General features: G+C 65.7%; 20 protein-coding genes. 16 read left to right on the forward strand and 4 right to left on the reverse strand.

Going from position 1 to position 22,022, the window contains the following annotated elements; translation table 11 throughout:
- Position 1: 1 nt before the first annotated feature.
- The gene (locus ABIC32_RS06495; RefSeq protein WP_354073263.1) at positions 2 to 3,205 is read left to right on the forward strand and encodes an efflux RND transporter permease subunit; all 3,204 of its coding nucleotides are present in this window, start codon (positions 2 to 4) and stop codon (positions 3,203 to 3,205) included.
- Positions 3,206 to 3,284: 79 nt separating this feature from the next.
- Here ABIC32_RS06495 and ABIC32_RS06500 read toward each other — a convergent pair whose 3' ends face one another.
- From ABIC32_RS06500 to nhaA, 3 genes are all read right to left on the reverse strand, one after another.
- Positions 3,285 to 4,268 (reverse strand): sensor histidine kinase, encoded by a 984-nt coding sequence (locus ABIC32_RS06500; RefSeq protein WP_316409373.1) that lies wholly within the window; start codon positions 4,266 to 4,268, stop codon positions 3,285 to 3,287.
- A gap of 227 nt (positions 4,269 to 4,495) precedes the next feature.
- Positions 4,496 to 7,135 carry a TonB-dependent receptor gene (locus tag ABIC32_RS06505; RefSeq protein WP_354073265.1) on the reverse strand — a complete coding sequence of 880 codons (2,640 nt, stop codon included), beginning with the start codon at positions 7,133 to 7,135 and terminating at the stop codon, positions 4,496 to 4,498.
- Positions 7,136 to 7,337: 202 nt separating this feature from the next.
- Positions 7,338 to 8,582, reverse strand: a complete 1,245-nt coding sequence (gene nhaA / locus ABIC32_RS06510) for a Na+/H+ antiporter NhaA (RefSeq protein ID WP_354073267.1) — start codon at positions 8,580 to 8,582, stop codon at positions 7,338 to 7,340.
- 215 nt (positions 8,583 to 8,797) lie between these two features.
- On the opposite strand from nhaA, the gene ABIC32_RS06515 reads away from it, so the two are divergent.
- From ABIC32_RS06515 to ABIC32_RS06565, 11 genes are all read left to right on the forward strand, one after another.
- On the forward strand, positions 8,798 to 10,210 hold the full coding sequence (locus ABIC32_RS06515; protein WP_354073269.1) for a protein adenylyltransferase SelO: 1,413 nt from the start codon (positions 8,798 to 8,800) through the stop codon (positions 10,208 to 10,210).
- 123 nt (positions 10,211 to 10,333) lie between these two features.
- Positions 10,334 to 10,861 carry a DUF2975 domain-containing protein gene (locus ABIC32_RS06520; protein ID WP_199059547.1) on the forward strand — a complete coding sequence of 176 codons (528 nt, stop codon included), beginning with the start codon at positions 10,334 to 10,336 and terminating at the stop codon, positions 10,859 to 10,861.
- Positions 10,862 to 10,873: 12 nt separating this feature from the next.
- Positions 10,874 to 11,092 carry a helix-turn-helix domain-containing protein gene (locus ABIC32_RS06525; protein ID WP_039244779.1) on the forward strand — a complete coding sequence of 73 codons (219 nt, stop codon included), beginning with the start codon at positions 10,874 to 10,876 and terminating at the stop codon, positions 11,090 to 11,092.
- 197 nt (positions 11,093 to 11,289) lie between these two features.
- On the forward strand, positions 11,290 to 11,706 hold the full coding sequence (locus ABIC32_RS06530; protein WP_055806164.1) for a DoxX family protein: 417 nt from the start codon (positions 11,290 to 11,292) through the stop codon (positions 11,704 to 11,706).
- 175 nt (positions 11,707 to 11,881) lie between these two features.
- Entirely contained in the window at positions 11,882 to 12,364 is a 483-nt protein-coding gene (locus ABIC32_RS06535; protein WP_039244783.1) for a MerR family transcriptional regulator, read from the forward strand.
- Positions 12,365 to 12,367: 3 nt separating this feature from the next.
- Positions 12,368 to 14,152 carry an acyl-CoA dehydrogenase C-terminal domain-containing protein gene (locus tag ABIC32_RS06540; RefSeq protein WP_045809789.1) on the forward strand — a complete coding sequence of 595 codons (1,785 nt, stop codon included), beginning with the start codon at positions 12,368 to 12,370 and terminating at the stop codon, positions 14,150 to 14,152.
- Between the two features lie 96 nt (positions 14,153 to 14,248).
- The gene (locus tag ABIC32_RS06545; protein ID WP_055806174.1) at positions 14,249 to 15,412 is read left to right on the forward strand and encodes an acyl-CoA dehydrogenase family protein; all 1,164 of its coding nucleotides are present in this window, start codon (positions 14,249 to 14,251) and stop codon (positions 15,410 to 15,412) included.
- Positions 15,413 to 15,428: 16 nt separating this feature from the next.
- The gene (locus tag ABIC32_RS06550; protein WP_354073273.1) at positions 15,429 to 15,713 is read left to right on the forward strand and encodes a type II toxin-antitoxin system Phd/YefM family antitoxin; all 285 of its coding nucleotides are present in this window, start codon (positions 15,429 to 15,431) and stop codon (positions 15,711 to 15,713) included.
- Entirely contained in the window at positions 15,710 to 15,970 is a 261-nt protein-coding gene (locus tag ABIC32_RS06555; protein WP_354073275.1) for a Txe/YoeB family addiction module toxin, read from the forward strand. Before ABIC32_RS06550 ends, ABIC32_RS06555 begins: the two co-directional genes overlap by 4 nt.
- Complete coding sequence (locus ABIC32_RS06560) at positions 15,967 to 16,686, forward strand: 16S rRNA (uracil(1498)-N(3))-methyltransferase (protein ID WP_354073277.1); 720 nt, start codon at positions 15,967 to 15,969, stop codon at positions 16,684 to 16,686. The genes ABIC32_RS06555 and ABIC32_RS06560 overlap by 4 nt, the downstream gene beginning before the upstream one ends.
- 134 nt (positions 16,687 to 16,820) lie before the next feature.
- Positions 16,821 to 18,182 (forward strand): glutamate--cysteine ligase, encoded by a 1,362-nt coding sequence (locus tag ABIC32_RS06565; RefSeq protein WP_354073279.1) that lies wholly within the window; start codon positions 16,821 to 16,823, stop codon positions 18,180 to 18,182.
- On the opposite strand, the gene ABIC32_RS06570 is transcribed toward ABIC32_RS06565, so the two are convergent.
- Entirely contained in the window at positions 18,179 to 18,916 is a 738-nt protein-coding gene (locus ABIC32_RS06570) for a hypothetical protein (protein ID WP_354073281.1), read from the reverse strand. The two genes, ABIC32_RS06565 and ABIC32_RS06570, sit on opposite strands and share 4 nt — an antisense overlap.
- A 112-nt stretch (positions 18,917 to 19,028) precedes the next feature.
- Between ABIC32_RS06570 and ABIC32_RS06575 the strand changes: the two genes are divergently transcribed.
- The 4 genes from ABIC32_RS06575 to ABIC32_RS06590 are packed head-to-tail and all read left to right on the forward strand — an operon-like array spanning position 19,029 to position 21,966.
- On the forward strand, positions 19,029 to 20,600 hold the full coding sequence (locus tag ABIC32_RS06575) for an ATP-binding protein (protein WP_354073282.1): 1,572 nt from the start codon (positions 19,029 to 19,031) through the stop codon (positions 20,598 to 20,600).
- Between the two features lie 54 nt (positions 20,601 to 20,654).
- Entirely contained in the window at positions 20,655 to 20,900 is a 246-nt protein-coding gene (locus tag ABIC32_RS06580; RefSeq protein WP_354073283.1) for a type II toxin-antitoxin system ParD family antitoxin, read from the forward strand.
- A complete protein-coding gene (locus ABIC32_RS06585; RefSeq protein ID WP_354073285.1) occupies positions 20,900 to 21,220 on the forward strand; it encodes a type II toxin-antitoxin system RelE/ParE family toxin in 321 nt (106 codons plus the stop codon). Before ABIC32_RS06580 ends, ABIC32_RS06585 begins: the two co-directional genes overlap by 1 nt.
- Positions 21,217 to 21,966, forward strand: a complete 750-nt coding sequence (locus ABIC32_RS06590) for a DUF72 domain-containing protein (RefSeq protein WP_354073287.1) — start codon at positions 21,217 to 21,219, stop codon at positions 21,964 to 21,966. The genes ABIC32_RS06585 and ABIC32_RS06590 overlap by 4 nt, the downstream gene beginning before the upstream one ends.
- Positions 21,967 to 22,022: the final 56 nt, after the last annotated feature.

The following is a 22,022-nucleotide window of genomic DNA, read 5'->3' on the forward strand; positions in this document are numbered from 1 at the left end:
GATGGGCTTTCAGAACATCTCGTCCTGGTCGATCAGGAACCCGATCCCCATCGTCCTGCTGTTCGTCGTCCTGACGATCGCGGGGACGATGAGCTATTTCAAGCTCAGGACGAACAACTTCCCCGACGTCGACCTGCCGGTCGTCGCCGTCACGGTGGTCCAGGCCGGCGCCGCCCCGACCGAGATGGAGACGCAGGTCACCCGCCTGGTCGAGGATGCGGTGGCGGGCCTGGGCTCGGTCAAGCACATCACCTCGGTCGTCAACGAGGGGGTGTCCACCACCTCGATCGAATTCCAACTGGGCGTGAACCTGGAGAAGGTCACCAACGACGTCCGCAACGCCGTCAGCGGCATCCGACAGAACCTGCCCGCCGACGTGCAGGAACCGATCGTCCAGCGCATCGAATTCACCGCCATCCCCTTCGCCAACTATGTGGTGCGGGCCCCGGGCATGAGCCCCGAGGAGCTGAGCTGGTTCGTCGACAACACCGTGGCCAAACGCCTGTTGTCGGTGCGCGGCGTCAGCCAGATCAGCCGTGACGGCGGAGTCAGCCGTGAAATCCGCATCAAGCTGGACCCCGCGCGGCTCGCTGCCTCGGGCGTGACGGCGGCCCAGGTGTCGAACCAGCTGCGCGCCTCCAACATCAACCTGCCGGGCGGCCGCGGCGAGATCGCGGGCGAGGAACAGGCCATCCGCACCGTCGGTTCGGCCAAGTCGGTCGAACAACTGCGTGAGACCCTGATCCCCATCGGCAGCCGCAGCGTGCGGCTGGGCGACCTGGGCCAGATCACCGACGAATGGTCCGAGCCGCGCGGCCGCGCCCGCTTCAACGGTCAGGAAGTCGTCGGCTTCGGCGTCTCGCGCGCCATCGGCTCGTCCGAGGTGGACGTCTATGACCGCGTCAAGGCCGAGATCGAAAAGCTGGACCAGGAGCGGGGCGACGTCGCCATCGAGGAGGTGGCCAACACCACCGAGGACGTCGTCAACAACTTCCACGCCTCGGTCGAGACCCTGGTGCTGGGCGCCCTGCTGGCGATCGCGGTCGTCTTTATCTTCCTGCGGGACTGGCGCGCGACCCTGATCGCGGCGGTGGCCATGCCGCTGTCGCTGATCCCGACCTTCTGGGTGATGGACCTGACGAACCAGTCGCTGAACGTGGTGACGCTGCTGGCCCTGTCCCTGACCATCGGCATCCTGGTCGACGACGCCATCGTGGAGATCGAGAACATCGTCCGGCACATACGCGACGGCAAGGCCCCCTACCCCGCCGCCATCGAGGCGGCCGACGAAATCGGCCTGGCGGTCATGGCGACGACGGCGACCCTGATTGCGGTGTTCGCCCCCACCGGCTTCATGCCCGGGGTCGTGGGCCAGTTCTTCAAGAGCTTCGCCATCGCCACCTGCGTCAGCGTTCTGTTCTCGCTGCTTGTGGCGCGGACCCTGACGCCCCTGATGGGCGCCTATCTGCTGAAGCGCGACCAGGGCAAGGAGCACAAGGAGCCCTTCTGGATGGGGCCCTATCTGAAGGCCCTGAACTGGGCGCTGGGCGACGACTGGCGCAAGCGCCGGGCCGACCACCATCCGCGCGCCAGCTGGTTCCGCCGCAAGGTCGCAGACCGGATGTTCGATCACCGGCTATGGGTGCTGGGGATGGGGATCCTGTTCTTCTTCCTGTCGATCTTCATGGCGACCAAGCTGCCGGGCGAGTTCATTCCGGTCGAAGACATCTCGCGCTCCACCGTGACGGTGCAGTTGCCGCCGGGCGCGACCCTGGCGGAGACGGATTCGGCAGTGCAGCGCATCAACCGCGCACTGATGAAGCGGCCCGAGGTCGAGTCGGTCTATTCGTCCGTCGGTTCGGCGACGACCAGCTTCGGCCCCGGCGGCGGCGGATCGGCCGGCGAGGTGCGCAGCGCGAACCTGACCGTCAATCTGGTCGGGCGCTGGGATCGCAAGCTGAGCCAGCAGGCGTTCGAGCGCGACATGGGACCGGTATTGCGCCAGATCCCCGGCGCGCGGATTCAGTTCGGCGCCGCGGGCGGCGGCGGCGGGTCCAGCCTTCTGACCATCGCCCTGGTCGGGGACGATCCCAATGTGCTCGAGCCCGCGGCGGCCAAGGTCGAGCGCGAGATGCGCAGCATTCCCGGCCTGTCCAATGTGGTGTCCTCGGCCTCGCTCGTGCGCCCCGAAATCCTGGTCACGCCGCGCGCCGACGTCGCCGCCCTGCAAGGGGTGTCGACCCAGGACATCAGCCAGGTGGCGCGCGTCGCCACCCTGGGCGACGCCGACCAGCTGTTGCCCAAGTTCAATCTGGGCGACCGCCAGGTGCCGATCCGGGTCATGCTGACGGAACAGGCGCGCTCGGATCTGGGCGTGCTGGAGAACCTTCAGGTGCCGACGGCGTCGGGCGCGACGGTGCCCCTGTCTGCGGTGGCGGACATCAGCTTCGGCGCAGGCCCCAACCAGATCAATCGTCTAGACCGACTGCGCGTGGCCAACATCACCGCCGAACTGACCGGCCTGACCCTGAGCCAAGGCACGCAGGCGGTGAACGCCCTGCCCGCCATCAAGTCCCTGCCGCAGGGCGTCAGCCAGAAGCCGTCGGGCGACGCCGAAAGCTTCCAGGAACTGGGCATGGGCTTCGCCTTCGCCATCGTGACCGGCATTCTGCTGATGTATGTCGTGCTGGTCCTGCTGTTCAAAAGCTTCTTCCACCCGATCACCATCCTGGCGGCGCTTCCGGTGTCGTTCGGCGGCGCCTTCTTCCTGCTGCTGGTGACGGGCAAGTCGCTGTCCATGCCGGCATTGATCGGCATCATCATGCTGACCGGGATCGCGGCGAAGAACTCCATCCTGCTGGTCGACTACGCCATCATGGCGATGGAGAAGGGGATGGGCCGACACGACGCCCTGATGGACGCCGCCCACAAGCGGGCGCGGCCGATCATCATGACGACCATGGCGATGGGGCTGGGGATGCTGCCGATCGCGGCGGCGTTCGGCGAAGGCACCGCCTTCCGCTCGCCCATGGCCATCGCGGTCATCGGGGGGCTGATTACCTCGACCGCCCTGTCGCTGCTGTTCGTGCCGGTCGTGTTCAGCCTGATCGACGGGGTCAAGCGCCGCCTGGAAGGCCGACTGGACAAGATGTTCCACGGCCAGCACGGGCACGAGGAGCCGGCGGCGGAGGATCGCCCGGCCTGATCCGTCCACGGCTGAAACAACCGAGGCCCGGCGGAGCAATCCGACCGGGCCTTTCTTTTGGCGCTGTGGCGTCTGCGATCTAGTACGCGACGGGCGCGCTGGGCCAGGACAGGCGGGCGATCGCGCCGGGCGATGAGGGCTGCAGGGACCATTCTCCGCCCAGCTGGCGGGCCAGGGCGGTGATGATCCGCAGGCCCAGGCTGGTCGGTTCGGCGGCCGTATCCTCGGCGACGCCCACGCCGTCGTCGGCGACGGTCAGGGTGCGCACCGCGCCGTCGTCGCACAGATCAATCGTGATCCGGCCGGGCCGATCGGGAAAGCCGTGCTCCAGCGCGTTGTTGACGCATTCCAGCATGATCAGCACCACGGGCGTGGCCTCCTCGGCCGACAGGACCACATCGCCGCCGGAGATGGAGACGACCACGTCATCACGCGCGGCCGCCGTCAGCGCATCGTCGACGATCGATCGCGCCACATCGTGAAAGGCCGTCTTCTTCTGATCGGCATCGGCCAGACTGCGCTGGATGCGGGCGACCAGACCGGTTCGGGCCGAGGCGTCGGTCAGGGCCTTTTTCGCGCCCGGATCGACGGTAGTGCGCGCCTCCAGCTTCAGCAGGGCGCTGACCATCTGAATGTTGTTCGACACCCTGTGCTGCACTTCTCTGAGCAGAATGTCGCGGCTTTCCGCGAGCGCGGCGTTGCGCTCGACTTCGCGCGCCAACTTTCCTGACGCCTTATCCATGCCGACGATGAAGAAGATGTCGACGGCGACGACGAAGGCATAGAAGCCGATGGCGACGAAGGTCGCGACGCTGAGGTCGAAGCCAGCCGGGCCGATCCAGAACCACCAGGCCGACAACCCCGACAGGGTCGCTGTCAGGACCGCCGGGCGCAGGCCCGCATAGAAGGCGACCAGCACGACGGCCGGAAAAAAGGTCAGATAGGGAAAGCCCGGCGGAAACCAGTGCGCCAGGCCGTAGCGAATAGCGAAGGCGACCAGCCAGGCGGCTATGGCGAAGGCATAACCGCGCCAGACGGGCGTTCGAAACTTCTGATGACGCATTCGCTTCCTCAATGGACGCAGTGCGTCGACAAAGCCTTGTATCGGGCAGTGGAACGTCCGCGTCCAGCATGGCTTGACGAGAGAAACCGGTCGATCGGCGAAAAGTCGATAACGAGAGCCTGCTGTGACAACGCGAGGTCGCGCCCGCCAACGGGCTTGATTGCAAAGAAAAAGGGCCGGCCGGTTTCCCGGTCGGCCCTTGGTCGGTCAGCCTTGAGGGCTGGCGATCAGTATTTGACCTTCAGCGTCACGCCGTAAGTGCGCGGGGCGCCGAGGTAGGCGTTGTAGGTCGCCGTGTCGGTGGCCTGGTTGTAGAAGGTGCCGTTGGCTTGCGGCGTCGTGGTGTTGGTGAAGGCCGTACCCTGCAGCGGCGCGGCGAAGCCGACCTGGGTGTATTCTTCTTCCAGCAGGTTCTGGCCCCAGACCTCCAGCGTCCAGCGCTCATCCGCCGAACCGATCGAGACCCGGCCGTTGACGACGGTGAAGGCGTCCTGGTTCTTGTACGGCAGCAGGTCCGAGCCGGTGTTGTATTCGGTCGAATATTTGGCCGACAGGTTGAAGCCGCCGCGCAGGCCGCCGCCCAGTTCGCGGTCGAACGCCAGGGCGCCGGTCAGCGACCATTCCGGAGCGAAGGACGCACGCGCGCCCGGCAGCAGCGACAGCTGCGGGAAGCGGCCGGGGCTGGACAGGTCGCCGGCGCCGAACTGGCCGTATTTCGCGTCGGTGTAGGTCACGCCGCCCTGGAAGCTCAGGCCCTCGACCGGGGTGAACCAGACCATATCGGCGTCGACGCCGCGCGAGGTCAGTTCCGGGATCGATTCGACCACGAAGGCGGTGCCCAGGAAGGTGTTCAGCTGGAAGTTCTCGAACTTCTGATCGAAGTAGGTGACGTTCAGCAGCATGGTGCGGTCGAACAGGGTCGTCTTAACGCCCGCTTCATAGCTGTCGACGGTCTCGGCCTTGAAGAACAGCGAGGCGTCCGGCGTCACGCCCGTTTGCACCCGGTCCATATTGTAGCCCGCGCCCTTGTAGCCGCGCGCGTACGAGCCATAGACCATGATCGACGGATTGAAGCGGTAGGACGCCTTGATCGTGCCCGACAGGTCGGTGTCGCTGAACTTCTCCTGGATCCGGCGACCATCATACAGCGGGTTGGACCAAGGCAGGCACAGCAGGCCGAGCGCAGCGGCCGGCGTGGCGACGTTGGCGGTGCCGGGGATCGGCGACACAGTGCGGTTGGCCGCGATCTGGTTGGCCAGGGCGCCGCCGCAGGCCGCGCCGTTGGTGCCCAGATTGTCCTGAATCCCGAGCAGGCGCTTGCTGTCATAGGTGTAGCGCAGACCCAGGTTGATATCGAAGGCCTCGGTCACCCGGTAGGTGTTGTTGGTGAAGACGGCGACCGATTCCGAACGCTGCGAATAATGGTCCTCATACGCCTTGCCGGCCGCGAAGGTCGGAGCCGCGGCGCTGGGCGGCACCGCGCCGATCACGCACAGCGGCTGGCCCGCGGCCGCGCCGGCGGTGCCGACCAGGAAGCCGTTCGGATTGGTGAAGCAGCCCAGGCGCGACGGGCTGGGGCCGCCCACGGATGCCGGCAGCGTGGCCGTCAGCAGAAGGGAGGCGAAGGCGTTGTAGTCCGAGCCATAGACATAGCTGTCGTCGCGATAGACGCCTTCCTTGGTGGCGAACAGACCGACCAGCCAGTCCAGCTTGTCCGAGGTGCCGGCCAGGCGGAACTCTTGCGTCAGATTGTCGACGCCGTAGCCGTTCGAGCCGTCGTTGGCGCGGTACAGGATGTCGGCGCCGGTGTAGTCCAGGTCCATGCCCTGCTGGAACGACCAGTCGCGCCACGAGGTCTGCGACGTCAGGGTGGCGTTGATGCTGGGGAAGTCGATGGTCGCTTCCGCCGACAGACCCATGTCCTCGATCTCTTGCGGCGTCTCGCGGTTGGAATAGGCCAGACGCGAGAAGGGCACCGTGCCGAAGCCGGCGACCGGCGGACGCTGGCCCGGGCCGTTCGGCGCCGTCAGCGCGGCGATGAAGGCCTGGGTCGGGCCGACGCGCGTCTGCACGGCGACGCAGCAGTATTCCTCGCGCTTGGTGTAGTCGGCGATCAGGCGCACCGAGACGTCGTCGCTGGGCAGGATCAGCAGTTGACCACGCGTGGTCCAGTAGTCCTGGGTCTGGTCGTCCTTGCGGGTGTTGGGTCCGTCGCCGTTGTTGACGTCGTAGAAGCCGTCACGCTCGCGGTGAGCGACGAACAGGCGGCCGGCGATCTGGTCGGTCAGGCCGCCGGTGACGGAAACCGAACCGCCGACGGCGCCGAAGTTGCCGCCGGTCAGTTCGCCCGCGATCGAGGGATCGAACGAGGGGCGCTCGGTGATGATGTTGATGACGCCGGCCGAGGTGTTCTTGCCGAACAGGGTGCCTTGCGGGCCCTTCAGGACCTCGATGCGGCTCAATTCGCCCAGGTCGCCGAAGCCGACCGAGTTGCGCGAGCGATAGACGCCGTCGATCACCACGCCGACCGAGCTTTCCAGGCCGGGGTTGTCGCCGACGGTGCCGGCGCCGCGGATGCGCACGGTGGTGGAGGCTTCCGATTGGGTCGAGGTGACGGTCATGCCCGGCGTCAGGATCTGCAGATCCTTGATGTCCTGCACGCCGGCGCCGTCCAGCAACTCCTGCGACAGGGTCGTGACCACGATCGGCACGTCCTGCAGGCTCTGCTCACGCTTCTGGGCGGTGACGATGATGTCGTCGACGGTCGCCGGGGCTTCCTGCGCGGCGGCGACGCCGGCAAAGCCGAACACGACAGCGCCAACGACGGCGGCGGACACGGTGGTCCTGAGTTGAAGATTGCGGCGCATAGCGTCCTCCCGGCTGAAGCCGCGATGCTTTGAGCGATCGCAGCGTTTCCTGTTCCCTCGACGTCCCCTACGTGGGGGATCATTCGTTAGGGACAGGCTAAGCGCGGTTCGGGCCGACCGACAAGCGAGCGTTGTTCGCCGCGACGATTTTTCGCCGCGGATTCGCCTTTGTGTGTCAGGGAAGCGACAGAAAACGCTGACGCTAGGTCAGTTTTTGCCCGTCTTTCGGCCCCAGAGGCTCGACCTCAGGGTGCAGGGCGGCGGGATCCACCTGGCGGGCCCGACCGGCGAAACTCAGCACCAGGGCCGCCGCGATCGCCGACAGGATCGAGCCGCCGATAACGCCCAGTTTGACCTCGACCTGTTCGGGCGAATCGACCGCGCCGGGGAAGGCCAGGACGCCGATGAACAGGCTCATGGTGAAGCCGACCCCGCACAGCAGGGAGACGCCATAGACTTGCAGCCAGCTGGCGCCCGTCGGCCGCGCGCCGATCCTCAGCGCCGAGGCCAGCCAGGCGGCGCCCAGGACGCCGATCTGCTTGCCGAAGAACAAGCCCAGGGCGATGGCGATGACCAGGGGCGCGAACGCCTGCTCCATCGACAGGCCGGCGAAGGAGACGCCCGCCTTTGCGAAGGCGAACAGCGGCAGGACCAAAAAGGCGTTCCACGGATGCAGATCGTGCATCGCCTCCTTCAGCGGGCTCTGGCCGTCTTCGGCGCGCCCCTTGATCGGCACGATCATGGCGAAGGCCACGGCGGTCAGGGAGGTGCTGAGGCCCGACAGCACCGTCAGATACCAGACCAGGGCGAACCCCAGCACCCAGAAGGGCGCAGGGATGCGGATGCGGTGAGCCGCGACCGCACCGACGGCCAGCGCGCCCAGCGCCCAGAACAGCGGCGTCCAGTTCGCGCCCTCGCTGAACAGCACGGCGATCAGGGCGATAGCCCCAAGGTCGTCGACGATGGCCAGGGTCAGCAGGAAGACCCGCAACGACGAGGGCAAGCCCTTGCCGACAAAGCCGAAGATGGCCAGGGCAAAGGCGATGTCGGTCGCCAGCGGAATGGGCCAGCCCGCATGGGGTGCCCCGATGGCGCCGGACAGCAGCAGATAGACCGCCGCCGGCCCCGCCATGCCGCCAAGCGCCGCCAGCACCGGCGTCGCCAGCTTCTTCGGGTCGCTGAGTTCGCCGCGCACGATCTCGTATTTGATCTCCAGCCCCACGACGAGGAAGAAGATCGCCATCAAACCTTCCTTGATCCAGTCGGAGATCGTCTCCTCCAGCCGGATCGGGCCGATCTGCAAGACGTGGTAGCTCTTCAGCCAGGCGAAATAGTCGGCCGACCAGGGCGAGTTGGCGATCGCCACGGCGGCGATGGCGGCCAGCGCCAGGGCGGAGCCGGATGCGGCCTCGGTCTTGAGGAAATCAAGTGTCAGTTTGCGCGCCACGGCGGCCTCCAAGCGAACGGAAGTTTCGTCGTGACGCCAGGTTATCGACGGGCGTCGGACCGGATTCGTCGCTCGAGCGTCGAGCGCGCCAGCCTGGCCGCGCGGAGCGACCTGATCTCTGGGCACAAGAATACGGAACCCGGAAGAAGGTTCAACCCCAACCGTCGCCGTAAGACGACTTGCGAAATCGGCGCGGCCGCCGCACCTAGCCTGCCATGCCCGTTTCTTCCGACTATCGCCCCGAACCGCGTTTCTTTGACTTAGGCGCGGACTATGCCGATGCGGTTCAGGCCGCAGACTTTCCACAGACGATCCTGCGGTTTCGCAACGACCGCGCGGCGGCCGAGGTCGGGCTGGAGGGGCTGAGCGAGGCGGAATGGATCGCCGCCTTCGGACGGTTCGAGCCTTTGTCGGGACAGCCCGGTCCGATCGCCATGCGTTATCACGGGCATCAATTCCGGCACTACAATCCCGATCTGGGCGATGGGCGGGGGTTCCTGGCGGCGCAGATGCGTGATGCGTCGGGCCGACTATTGGATCTGGGGACCAAGGGCTCTGGCCAGACGCCCTGGTCGCGGGGCGGCGATGGGCGGCTGACGCTGAAGGGCGGGGTGCGCGAGGTGCTGGCGGCGACGATGCTGGAGGCGCAAGGCGTCCCGACCAGCCGCGCCTTCTCGCTGATCGAGACCGGCGAGGCGCTGGAGCGCGGGGACGAGCCGTCGCCGACGCGGTCGGCCGTTCTGGTGCGGCTATCGCATAGCCATGTGCGGTTCGGAACGTTCCAGCGCGCGGCCTATCTGGGACGCAAGGATCAGATCGAGGTGCTGATCGAACACGTGCGCAGCCTGTATCATCCGGACGTCGACAGCAGCGATGCGCCCGGTCTGCTGCGGGCTGTCGTCGAGGCCTCGGCGAAACTGACCGCCCGCTGGATCGCGGCCGGCTTCGTGCATGGGGTGCTGAACACCGACAATCTGAACGTCACGGGCGAGAGCTTCGACTATGGCCCCTGGCGGTTCCTGCCCGAATACGACCCGGCCTTCACCGCCGCCTATTTTGACCAGACAGGCCTTTACGCCTTCGCACGCCAGCCGGAAGCGGTGTTCTGGAACCTGACGCAACTGGCCGGCTGTCTGAAACTGGTCGCCGAGGTCGAGCCGTTGACGGATGCGCTAAACGGCTTCGGTCCCGCCTATATCCGCGAACTGCGCGCCGCGTTCCTAATGCGGCTGGGCGTCCACAGCCTGGGCGAGGCGGCGGATCAGCGGCTGGTCGATACGACCTTGGCCCTGTTGAGAGAAGGCGGCGCGGCCCTGCGGTGGGAGCCGCTGTTTTTCGACTGGTTCGGCGGTTTCGCCTCTTCGGCCCGCGCCCTGTCGGGACCGCGCGCGAAACTCTATCAAGGCGAGGCTTTCGACGCCTTCCGCTTTGCGTTGATGGAACACGAACCGGACCGGATCGAACGGCTGGAACACCCGATGTTCGCCGCCCGTGAACCGGAGGAGATGCTGATCGACGAGGTCGAGGCGATCTGGGCCGCCATCGCGGACGCCGACGACTGGACGCCCTTCCAAGCCAAGCTGGATCGACTGGAGGCGACGCGTCTGGCCTGGGGCTTCACCGCCTGAAGCCGAACCTTAAGAAAGCTTCATCTCGTTTATCGATAATGTTCTTGCCCGTTTATCGATAAATCCATATCGATAGTCACCAAGGCGGTCGCGGAGGGCGACCCGAAGGGAAGGGCTTTCGAGATGAAACTGATCGGCAAATATTCAATCGCAAGCGCCCTGCGCTGGTGCCTGGGGTTCGCAAACGTCTTCGTCATGTTGGCGACGATCGTCATGGCGATCTGTTTGCTGGGCAGTGTCATATCGCCGGACTTCGCAGCAGGCTTCATCGACGGAATGAAGGATCTGGACAACAGCACAGCCCGCGACCTGCACTGGCCGGAGCGTCTGACGCTGTTGGGCGCCTTCCTGGCCTGCGGCTTCACCTGGTGGATCATCAACCGGTTGCGACGCATCCTGCTGTCGGTCAATCAGGGCGACGCCTTCGAGTTCGCCAACGTCAAACGGCTGCAAGGCGTGGGGCTGGGCCTGATCGGCATTCAGCTGACGGCGCTGCTGCTGGTCTTCGTCGCCCCGCAGAGCATCGGCCAGTCGCCAGCCGACTATGACTTCGACCTGGGCTCCTGGCTGGGCATTCTGGTGGTCTTCATCCTGGCCGAGGTGTTCCGGCAGGGGTCGGCCATGCGCGACGAACAGCTGACCACGGTCTGAGGAGCGCGCGCCATGATCATGATCCAACTGGACCGGCTGCTGCTCGAACGCCGGATGTCCCTGACCGAACTGTCCGACCGCGTCGGCGTCACCCTGGCCAATCTGTCGATCCTGAAGACCGGCAAGGCCCGCGCGGTGCGCTTCTCCACCCTGGACGCCCTGTGCCGCGAACTGGACTGCCAGCCCGGCGACCTGATCGTCCAGACGCCGGGACCGCAGCCGGAAGACTGAAATCGCGCGTCGCAAATCCTTGTGGGGCATTGGGAATCGGCCCAATGCCCCCGCCCCGTAACAGAAAGTCATCAGCTGATGTCATCAGTTGATGTCATCGCATGATGACAACTATCTGAAGCCCCGCTATATAGGCTTCAGCGAACGGCTCCTGAGGTCGGATCGCAGCCGTTCATGACCTTCAGGCGTCCTCCCCGATGACCACCTCGACCTTCACCACCGCGCCGTCGCGCAACCGCGCCGCTTACGCCAACATCGCCCTTTGGACGCTGCAGGGCTGGATCGCGATGTTCTTCATCGCCGCCGGCTACGCCAAGCTGACCGAGCCGATGACCAACCTGATCAATCTGATGGGCTGGCCCGCCGTCGCGCCCGAGAACATGGTGCGCGGCCTGGGCGTGGTCGAGATCGTTCTGGCCATGGGCGTGCTGAGCCCGCTGATCTCGTGGCGAGTGGGTCGCCCCCTGTTGCTGACGGCGGCGGTCGGCCTGATCGTCATGGAAGCGACCATGATGACGATCCACGCGCTGAGCCAGGACTTCGGACTGGCGGCGGTCAACGCCGTCCTGCTGGCCATCACCGTCCCGGTGCTGCTGGGTCGCCGCAGGGCCTGATTGAAAGAGATCGAACGCCGGACCCCTCTCCCCCCCTGCAGTCCGGCGTTTGCGCCCGGAGCTTCCCCCCAGGCTCCGGGCTTTTTCATGCCTGATCGTTGGGAAAGGCGAAAAGCTTACCCTTACGTGCGCGTAAGCCTCTTCCCTTTACGCGCACGTCAAGTTATGAAGGCGTATGGCCACCGCCGACGACCACCGCACCTACTCCATTCGCCAGCTGTGCCGCGAGTTCGGCGCCACGGCGCGCGCCCTGCGATTCTATGAGGACAAGGGCCTGCTGACGCCCGCGCGCAAGGGCCAGACTCGCGTCTATGACGCGCGCGACCGCGCCCGGTTGAAACTGATCCTGAGGGGCCGCCGCATCGGCTTCACCCTTCAGGAGATCCAGGACATGATGGATCTCTATGATCAGAAGGATCACAACGTCCACCAGATGGCCGTGGCCCTGGTGCGGCACCGCGCCCAGATCGCGGCGCTGAAACAGCAGCTGGAAGATATCGAAGGCGCCATCGAGACGGCCGAACAGGCCTGCGCCTGGATGGAGTCCAAGTTGTCCGAACACCGCCCCGACCTTCTGCCGGGCGCCGAAGACTATGAGAAGCTGCTGCGCGCGCGTCTCAACCACGACCACCACCACCCCTTCAAAGCAAGAGCGTAATCCATGGCCTACAAGGCGCCTGTCCGCGACTTCACCTTCATCCTGAATGAAGTGCTGGAAATCGATCGCTACACCAACCAGCCGGGCTTCCAGGACGTCTCTTCGGATCTGGTCAGCCAGATCCTGGAAGAAGGCGCCAAGTTCGCCGACGAGGTCATCGCCCCGATCAACAATCCGGGCGACAAGGAAGGCTGCCATTGGGCCGAGGGCGGCGTCGTGACCGGACCCAAGGGCTGGAAGGAAGCCTACAAGGCCATGTCCGAAGCCGGCTGGATGGCGCTGGCCGCCGACCCGGCGTACGGCGGTCAGGGCATGCCCAGCGTGGTGGCCTCGGCCTTCGGCCAGATGACGGCCGGCGCCTCGGCCGCCTTCTCGATGTATCCGGGCCTGACGGCAGGCGCCTATGCCGGCATCCACGCCAATGCGTCCGAAGAGCTGAAGCAGAAGTATCTGCCCAAGATGGCGACCGGCGAATGGTCGGGCACGATGAACCTGACCGAGCCGCAGTGCGGCACGGACCTGGGCATGGTGCGCACCAAGGCCGTGCCGAACGGCGACGGCTCCTATTCGATCACCGGCCAGAAGATCTGGATTTCGGCGGGGGAGCACGACTTCGCCGACAACATCATCCACACGGTGCTGGCCCGCGTCGAAGGCGCGGTTCCGGGCATCAAGGGCCTGTCGCTGTTCGTCGTGCCCAAGTTCCTGGTCAATGAGGACGGTTCGCTGGGCGAGCGCAACAGCCTGGAATGCGCCGGCCTCGAGCACAAGATGGGCATCCACGGCAACGCCACCGCCGTCATGCAGTACGACGGCGCCAAGGGCTGGCTGATCGGCGAAGAAGGCCGCGGCATGAACAATATGTTCGTGGTGATGAACGAGGCCCGCCTCGGCACCGGCCTGCAGGGTCTGGCCATCGGCACCGCCGCCTATCAGGCCGCCGTCGAGTTCGCCAAGGACCGCCTGCAAGGCCGTTCGCTGACCGGACCGAAGAACCCGGACGGCCCGGCGGACAGCATCATGGTCCACCCCGACGTGCGCCGCATGCTGCTGGAGTCCAAGGCCTTCGTCGAAGGCGGCCAGGCCTTCATCCTGTGGACCGCGCTTCACGCCGACCTTGAGAAGTCCGAGGACGCCGCCGTGGCCCAGAAGGCCAAGGATTACATGGGCCTGCTGACGCCGGTGCTGAAGGCCTATCTGACCGACAAGGGCTTCCACGTCGCCTCGCTGGGCATGCAGGTGCATGGCGGTTCGGGCTACACCGAACACTTCACCGCCTCGCAGTATCTGCGCGACGCCCGCATCACCATGATCTACGAGGGCACCAACGGCATCCAGGCGCTGGACCTGGTCGGCCGCAAACTGCCCGCCAACGGCGGTCGCGCCATCATGACCTGGTTCGGCGAGATTGACGCCTTCGTCGCCGAGAACAGCGGCAATGAGGCCATCAAGCCCTTCGTCGATGGCCTGGCCGACGTAAAGGCCAAGCTGCAGGACGGCACCATGTGGCTGATGCAGAACGGCATGGCCAATCCGGACAATGCTGGCGCCGCCTCGACGGACTATCTCAACGTCTTCGGCCTGACGGCGCTGGCCTATATGTGGGCGCAGATGGCCAAGGTCGCTCAAGCCCAGGTCGAGGCCGGTTCGACCGACCCCTACTATGCCAACAAGCTTCAGACCGGCCGCTACTTCGTCGAGCGCATCCTGCCCGACGCCGAAGCCCATCTGAAGAAGATGAAGACCGGCGCCGACGTGCTGATGGCCATGCCGGCCGAGGCGTTCTGATCTCAAACTGACGACGAAACGGGTCGGCGATCTCGCCGGCCCGTTTTTCTTACCGACCAGACGGGCAAAAGCCCGCGAACCTCAGGGACGAAACCGATGAACGTGCTGGGCAGCCCCGATCCCGATTTCATGCGTGAAGAAGAGATCACCCTCTTCTCCGACAGCGTCGGCAAATGGATCGACGAGCACGCGCCGCTTGAGAAGGTGCAGCAGTGGATCGCCGATTCCTCGGTGCCGCGACAGCTGTGGAACGACGCGGGCGAGGCGGGCCTCTTGGGCCTGTCGTTGCCGGAAGAGGATGGGGGTTTCGGCGGCGACTATCGGCACGAGGTCGTCCTGATGCGCCAGCTGGGCTGGAAGGGCGCGGACCACTTCGGCATTTCGCTGCACAATGCGATCGTCATGCCCTACATCTGGCATTACGGCACCGAGGAGCAGAAGCAGCGCTGGCTGCCGCGCCTGCAATCGGGCGAACTGGTCGGCGCCATCGCCATGACGGAACCGGGCGCCGGCTCGGACCTGCAAGGCGTCAAGACCACGGCGGTCAAGTCGGGCAACGGCTATGTCGTCAACGGCTCCAAGACCTTCATCACCAACGGCCAGCTGGCCAACTTCCTGATCGTGGTCGCCAAGACCGATCCGGCCGAGGGCGCCAAGGGCACCTCCCTGATCGTGGTCGAGACCGATGGCGCGGAAGGGTTCGAGCGTGGTCGCAACCTGCACAAGATCGGCATGGAGGCCAACGACACCTCCGAACTGTTCTTCAACGACGTGAAGGTGCCGGGCGACAACATCATCGGCGGGACCGAAGGCCAGGGCTTCGTTCAGCTGATGCAGCAGCTGCCCCAGGAGCGGCTGAACATCGCCGTCCAGGGCGTCGCCGCCGCCGAGCGCGGCCTTGAGGCGACGCTGGCCTACGTCAAGGAGCGCAAGGCGTTCGGCAAGCGGGTCATCGACTTCCAGAACACTCAGTTCAAACTGGCCGAGGTCAAGACCAAGCTGACCGTCGCCAAGGTCTTCACCGACCACTGCATCGGCCTGCATCTGCAGGGCAAACTCGACGCCGCCACCGCCTCCATGGCCAAATATTGGGTCACGGACATCCAGGGCGAGACCATTGACGAGATGCTCCAGCTCCACGGCGGCTATGGCTATATGAACGAATATCCGATCGCCCAGCTGTACAAGGACGCCCGCGTCCAGCGCATCTATGGCGGCACCAACGAGATCATGAAGCTGCTGATCGCGCGGACGCTCTGACAGGCCGCTTGCCCAAATGTACAGAATTCTGTACATCCGGGCCATGAACGCGATGTCCGTCACCGAACTGCGCAAGAACCTCGCCGCGGCCATCGACCGGGTGACGGCGGATCATGACTACACCATCATCACGCGCGAGGGCGGTAAGCCGGCGGCGGTGCTGATGTCGTTGGAGGACTTCGCCTCCTGGCAGGAGACGGAGTATCTACTGCGCAGCCCGGCGAACGCCGCGCGGCTGCGTGAGGCGATCGCCGAACTCGATGCGGGCGGCGGTCAGGTTCGCGAACTGATCGAAGAATGAAGCTGACCTTCCAGACCTACGGTTGGGAGGATTACCTTCACTGGCAAGACCATGATCGAAAGATGCTGCGAAAGCTCAATCGGCTGATCATGGAATGCCTGCGGACGCCTTTTTCCGGGACTGGAAAGCCAGAACCGTTGAAGGGCGATTTTGCGGGATGGTGGTCGCGACGCATCGACCAGGAACATCGGCTCGTCTATCGCGTGACGGACGATGGGCTTTTGATCGCCCAATGCCGCTATCACTACGACCGATGATCCGCCTTTACGTCACATCGCCGCTCGCCGCCGCCGCTCCGGTTGCGCCCACGCTGGACCAATCGCGTTATCTGACCCAGGTCATGCGATTGAAGGTCGGGGACGACCTGCTGGTATTCAACGGGCGCGATGGGGAGTGGCGCTGCACTGTCGCGGAAGTGCTGAAGAAGGGCGTGATCCTGCGCGCCGAGGAACAGGTGCGACCCCAGACCTTTGGTCCTGATCTGGAACTGATCGTGGCGGTGGTGAAGAAGGCGCGCGTCGAGACCATTGTGGAGAAGGCCGCCGAGCTGGGCGCGCGCCGGGTGCGGCTGGTGCTGACAAAACGCACCAACGCCGACCGCATCCGCCTGGACCGGTTGGACGCCATCGCCGAGGAAGCCGCCGAACAGACCGGGCGGATGGACGTGCCTGTGGTCGATGATCCGATCAAGCTGGACACCCTGCTGAACGGCTGGGAGACCGGACGCCGGCTGATGTTCTGCGACGAGACCGGGGGCGCGCCCGCCGTCTCGTCCCTGCGCGACGCAGGCGAAGGCCCCTGGTCCATCCTGATCGGGCCGGAGGGCGGGTTCTCGCCGGAAGAGGGCGAGCGGCTGCGGTCCCTGCCCTTCACCACCGCCGTGTCGCTGGGCCCGCGCATCCTGCGCGCCGACACCGCCGCCATCGCCGCCATGACCCTGTGGCAGGCGGCCGTCGGTGATTGGGAACGATAAGTCCGCCCCTCAGGCACGAGCCGACGCGCGACGAGCGTCAGGGAAAGACGAAAGCCCTCTTGAGCCTTGCCGCAATCTTGCCCATCTAGCCGCGACACACGGTCGCTTACGATGCGCCCGCAGGGGACTGACGCATGACCGACAACGCGCCGCTGACCCGGACCGACCTCATCGAGGCCATGTCCAAGGGGATCAAGCCCAAGGACCAGTGGCGCATCGGCGCCGAACACGAGAAGTTCGGCTTCGACAAGACCACCCTGGCGCGCCCCGCCTATGACGGCCCGAACGGCATCAAGGCCATGCTGGAGGGGCTGCAACGCTTCGGCTGGTCGCCCGTCGAGGAAAACGGCTTTCTGATCGGACTGGAACGCAGGAACAGCGAAGGCTTCGTCGCCTCCGTCAGCCTGGAGCCGGGCGGTCAGTTCGAGCTGTCGGGCGCGCCGCTTTCGACCATCCACGACATCTGCAACGAGACCGGCCAGCACCTGATGGAGGTCAAGCAGGTCGCAGACCAGATCGGCGTCGGCTTCCTGGGCGCCGGCTTCGACCCGCTGTGGACCCGCGAACAGGTGCCGGTCATGCCCAAGGGCCGCTACGACATCATGCGCGCCTATATGCCCAAGGTCGGCACCCTGGGCCTGGACATGATGCTGCGCACCTGCACCATCCAGGCCAACCTCGACTTCGATTCCGAAGTCGACATGGTGATGAAGTTCCGCACCTCCCTGGCGCTGCAACCCATCGCAACCGCCCTGTTCGCCTGTTCGCCGTTCACCGAGGGCCGCCCCAACGGCTTCCTGTCGGCGCGGGCCAATGTCTGGACAGACACCGACGCCGATCGCACGGGCATGCTGGGCTTCGTGTTCGAGGAAGGGTTCGGCTTCGAGCGCTACGCCGACTATGCGCTGGACACGCCGATGTATTTCGCCAAGCGCGACGGCCATTATGTCGACGCCTCGGGCCAGTCGTTCCGCGATTTCCAGGCCGGCAAACTGCCCGCCCTGCCCGGCCAATATCCGACCCTGAAGGACTGGAACGACCACCTGACCACCCTCTTCCCCGAGGTGCGGTTGAAGGCCTATCTGGAGATGCGCGGCGCCGACGGCGGCCCGTGGAGCCGGATCTGCGCCCTGCCCGCCCTGTGGGCCGGGGTTCTGTATGACGCGCCGTCGCTGGCCGCCGCCTGGGACCTGGTCAAGGACTGGGACATCGCCGACCACGAACGCCTGCGCCGCGACGTGACGCGCCTGGGTCTGAAGGCCGAGGTGGCGGGCCGATCGGTGCGCGACATCGCCGTCGATCTGGTGAACATCGCCAAACAGGGGCTGAAGAACCGCGCCAAATTCTCGGGCGGCATGGTGGACGAGCGCGGCTATCTGTCGGAACTGGAAGACATCGCCGACAGCGGCGTCACCCCGGCTGAGCGCCTGCTGGACCTGTATCACGGCGCCTGGCAGGGCGACGTGAAGCGCATCTACGCCGACTTCGCCTACTAGGGCGTGGTGTAGTCCGAGCAGTCGGGCAGCGGGCTGTCCGGCCGGTATTCGCCGGCCTTGGCGTCAAAGGTGAACCGGCGAATGACGCTGCATTTCGGATCGCGAGCGGCGACCAGGTCGGCGGGCTTCAGCGGCGGCTTCTCCAGCGAATCCTCGGATCGCGAGGCGCCGCGCGGATAGGTCGTCGCCGTCGTCTCATAGGTCAGGACCGGCATCGCATCCGCTGCGTCGCTCGCGGTCAGGGTCGCAGCGAAACTGTATTCGTCGTGACAGGCGCCGGCGCGCTGGGTCATGTCCTCCTCGCTGAAACAGGCGCGGATCATCAGCGAACCCTGGATCGGCACGGTCAGCACCGGCGCGGCGCCGGCCTCGCCTTCCGCATCCAGCCGATAGAGCCGCAACTCGGTCGCCTGTCCCCCGCCGCCGGAATAGATGCTGCGGCTTTCCATCTCGACCCCGGCCAGAAAGCCGCCGTCCGCCAGCCGGATCAGGCCAGCCCAGGGCTTGTAATTTTCGACCTCGCCCGACGCTTCGTTCGGCGCGGCCGGCAGGGCTTCAGGCGCTCGAACAACCGGAGTGAAGACCGGCTCGCCGTCACGCGCCTGCGGGTGCAGACCGACGCACAGGGCCCCGTCGTCCGTGCAGGCCCGATCCTCAGCCAGGGTCAGGGGTTCGATCCCGTCCCCTGATGGCGAGAATTGCAGCATGGCGATCGCGGCGAGGAGCAAGATCATGCGCCGATCCTAGCCGAGACGGCGCACGACGCCATCGGCTCTTTTCGACCCGCCGCAAAGGCGAGCTTAACGGATGCGCCGTAACATGGGTTTGAGTTCGAGAGAGTGCGCAATGACCTGTTCGCCCGTTGCGGCCCTGGCCTTCCCCACAGCCGATGTCGATCTGGACACCTTCTTCGATGTGTCGCTGGATCTGCTGGTGGTGCGCGAGCTGGATGGGCGCGTGGTCAAGGCCAGCGCTTCGTGGTTTACGGTGCTGGGCTATCGCCCCGACGAGATCGAAGGCCAGGGCCTGCTGCGCCTCATCCACCCCGACGACCACGCCGCGACCCGCCAGAGCATCGTCGAGGTCGAAAACCGGCGGCCGGGCGATCCGGTCATCGGCCAGATCAACCGCTATCGCCATAAGGCGGGCCACTACGTCACCGTCGAATGGCGCGCCCATCGTCAGGGCGACCGCATCTATGGCATCGCGCGCGACGTGACCGAAAAAGTCGCTGCCGAACGCGCCCTGCGCGAGGCCACCGCCGCCGCCGAGGCCGCCAACCGCGCCAAGTCCGACTTCCTGGCCAATATGAGCCATGAGATCCGCACGCCCCTGAACGGCGTGATCGGCATCGTCGACGCCTTGTCGCGCACCGAGCTGACGCCCGAGCAGGCCGAGATGGTGACCCTGATCGCACGATCCGGCGTGACGTTGGAACGGCTGGTGTCCGACATTCTGGACGTGTCCAAGATCGAGGCGGGGCATCTGGACCTGGAAAGCCGACCCTTCGATCTGGACGAGGCCATCGCCGCCCCGCTGGACGTCATGCGGTTGAAGGCCGAGGCCAAGGGACTGACCTTCGACATCCGCCGCGACGCCAATGCGCGCGGAATGTTCGTCGGCGACAGCACCCGCATCCGTCAGGTGCTCGACAATCTGCTGTCCAACGCCATCAAATTCACCCATCAGGGCTCGGTCGGCGTCGCCCTTGCGGTGGACGAGGATTCCGACGGCCTGACCCAGCTGACGCTGCGGGTCGAGGATACGGGCGTCGGCTTCTCTTCCGACCACGCGGCCCGTCTGTTCGATCGGTTCAGCCAGGCGGACAGCACCATCACGCGCCGGTTCGGCGGCACTGGCCTGGGCCTGTCGATCTGTCGTTCGCTGGTCGAGTTGATGGGCGGGCGGATTTCCGCCGCCTCCACCCCGGGCGTCGGCAGCCGGTTCACCGTCGAGATCCCCCTGACGCGCGCCGCCTCCCTGACCGAACACGATGCCCAACGACGCGCGCGTGCGGCCGAGGCCGACCGCCCCCTGGCGCCCCTGCGCGTGCTGCTGGCCGAGGATCACCCGGTCAATCAGCGCGTCGTGCAGTTGATCCTGGCGGCCCACGCCATGCAGATCGTCACCGTCGCAGATGGCGAACAGGCCCTGGCCGCCTTCCAGTCCGAGACCTTCGACCTGATCCTGATGGACATGCAGATGCCGGGCATGGACGGCCTGACCGCCACCCGCGCCATTCGTCAGGTCGAGGCCGCCCGTCCCGACCGGGCTCGTACGCCGATCATCATGCTGAGCGCCAACGCCATGAGCGAGCACCGCGACCAGGCGCGCGACGCCGGCGCCGACCTGCACGTCCCCAAACCCATCACCGCCGCCAGCCTGCTGGCCGGCATCCAGGCGGCGACTGCGCCCTGATCCGATGTTGACAAAGTTTGCCATGCGCCCATTCTCCTTGAGAGGAGGCCGACCATGGCGACGATGAACATTTCCCTGCCCGATCCAATGAAGGCCTGGGTCGAGGAACAGGCGAAATCCGGGCGCTACGCCAGCACGTCGGACGTGGTGCGCGACCTGATCCGCCGCGAGCAGGTCAAGGCCGAGAAGATCGCGCATTGGCAAAGGCTGATCGTAGAGGCCGACGCCTCCGGTGTTTCCGACCAGTCGCCACGTGAAGTGATCGAAGAACTGCGCGCCCAGTTGCGTCGCGCCTCCTGATGCTTCGCCTAAGCCGCGCGGCGCGGGCGGACTTGCAGCAGGTCTATCTGCAAGGCCTCGAGCTGTTCGGGAGCCGTCAGGCCGATGACTATATCGAGGGTCTGTTCGCGAAACTGGACTTGCTTGCGGATTTTCCACGTCTTGGGGCGGCTCGACCGGAGTTGAGCGCGGACGCCCATGTGATCTTCTACAAAAGCCACGCCATTCTCTATCGAATCGATGATGCAGACGTGTTCGTCCGACGCATTCGGCACGAGCTGGAAGACTGGCAGTCCGACACAACTGGCGTCGGATCGAGCGACGAACGGAGCGAACCATGACCCATTCCATCCATGTCGGCATCGGCGGCTGGACGTTCGAGCCGTGGCGCGGGGTCTTCTATCCGGACGGCTTGGTTCAGAAGCGCGAGCTGGAATATGCGGCGTCGAAACTGACCTCGATCGAGATCAACGGCACCTATTATTCGACCTTCAAGCCCGACAGCTGGAAGAAATGGCGCGACGAGACGCCGGACGGCTTCGTCTTTTCGGTCAAGGCCAGCCGCTATTGCACCAATCGCAAGATGCTGTCCGAAGGCGCCGAGAGCTTCGACAAGTTCCTGAGCCAGGGCCTGACCGAACTGGGCGACAAACTGGGCCCGATCAACTGGCAGTTCATGGGCACGAAGAAGTTCGACGCCGAGGACTTCGAGGGCTTCCTGAAGCTGTTGCCCAAGGAGAAGGACGGGGTGCGGCTGCGGCACGCGCTTGAGGTTCGCAACCCGACCTTCGCCACCGAACAATTCTATGACCTGGCCCGCAAATACGGCGCGGCCATCGTCTATGCGGTCGATGACGAGGAGCCGACCTGGCCCCAGATCGACGAGGCGACCGCCGATTTCAGCTACGCCCGGCTGATGTCCAGCCGCGAGGACGAGCCGACCGGCATGACGGCGACCGAACTGGAGGCGGTGGCGGATCAGGCGAAAACCTGGGCTGAACGCGGGCCGGTCTTCGCCTATTTCATCTCGGGCGCGAAGGTGCGAAACCCGGCGGCGGCTCAGGCGCTGATCGCCAAGCTGAAATAGCGGTCCGTACGCTTGCGGACCTGCAGCCGTCCCCACATCTGAGGCCGGCTCAATGC

The sequence above is a fragment of the Brevundimonas sp. 1080 genome (assembly GCF_040545985.1).
Lineage (GTDB): Bacteria > Pseudomonadota > Alphaproteobacteria > Caulobacterales > Caulobacteraceae > Brevundimonas.

Coding starts and splice junctions, on each gene's coding strand:
- ABIC32_RS06515 (WP_354073269.1), top strand. CDS start 8,798: ATGCCCGTTTCTTCCGACTATCGCCCCGAACCGCGTTTCTTTGACTTA.
- ABIC32_RS06500 (WP_316409373.1), bottom strand. CDS start 4,268: ATGCGTCATCAGAAGTTTCGAACGCCCGTCTGGCGCGGTTATGCCTTC.
- ABIC32_RS06540 (WP_045809789.1), top strand. CDS start 12,368: ATGGCCTACAAGGCGCCTGTCCGCGACTTCACCTTCATCCTGAATGAA.
- ABIC32_RS06560 (WP_354073277.1), top strand. CDS start 15,967: ATGATCCGCCTTTACGTCACATCGCCGCTCGCCGCCGCCGCTCCGGTT.
- ABIC32_RS06535 (WP_039244783.1), top strand. CDS start 11,882: ATGGCCACCGCCGACGACCACCGCACCTACTCCATTCGCCAGCTGTGC.
- ABIC32_RS06520 (WP_199059547.1), top strand. CDS start 10,334: ATGAAACTGATCGGCAAATATTCAATCGCAAGCGCCCTGCGCTGGTGC.
- ABIC32_RS06495 (WP_354073263.1), top strand. CDS start 2: ATGGGCTTTCAGAACATCTCGTCCTGGTCGATCAGGAACCCGATCCCC.
- ABIC32_RS06555 (WP_354073275.1), top strand. CDS start 15,710: ATGAAGCTGACCTTCCAGACCTACGGTTGGGAGGATTACCTTCACTGG.
- ABIC32_RS06505 (WP_354073265.1), bottom strand. CDS start 7,135: ATGCGCCGCAATCTTCAACTCAGGACCACCGTGTCCGCCGCCGTCGTT.
- ABIC32_RS06545 (WP_055806174.1), top strand. CDS start 14,249: ATGAACGTGCTGGGCAGCCCCGATCCCGATTTCATGCGTGAAGAAGAG.
- ABIC32_RS06580 (WP_354073283.1), top strand. CDS start 20,655: ATGGCGACGATGAACATTTCCCTGCCCGATCCAATGAAGGCCTGGGTC.
- ABIC32_RS06565 (WP_354073279.1), top strand. CDS start 16,821: ATGACCGACAACGCGCCGCTGACCCGGACCGACCTCATCGAGGCCATG.
- ABIC32_RS06590 (WP_354073287.1), top strand. CDS start 21,217: ATGACCCATTCCATCCATGTCGGCATCGGCGGCTGGACGTTCGAGCCG.
- ABIC32_RS06530 (WP_055806164.1), top strand. CDS start 11,290: ATGACCACCTCGACCTTCACCACCGCGCCGTCGCGCAACCGCGCCGCT.
- ABIC32_RS06525 (WP_039244779.1), top strand. CDS start 10,874: ATGATCATGATCCAACTGGACCGGCTGCTGCTCGAACGCCGGATGTCC.
- ABIC32_RS06585 (WP_354073285.1), top strand. CDS start 20,900: ATGCTTCGCCTAAGCCGCGCGGCGCGGGCGGACTTGCAGCAGGTCTAT.
- ABIC32_RS06570 (WP_354073281.1), bottom strand. CDS start 18,916: ATGATCTTGCTCCTCGCCGCGATCGCCATGCTGCAATTCTCGCCATCA.
- ABIC32_RS06550 (WP_354073273.1), top strand. CDS start 15,429: ATGTACAGAATTCTGTACATCCGGGCCATGAACGCGATGTCCGTCACC.
- ABIC32_RS06575 (WP_354073282.1), top strand. CDS start 19,029: ATGACCTGTTCGCCCGTTGCGGCCCTGGCCTTCCCCACAGCCGATGTC.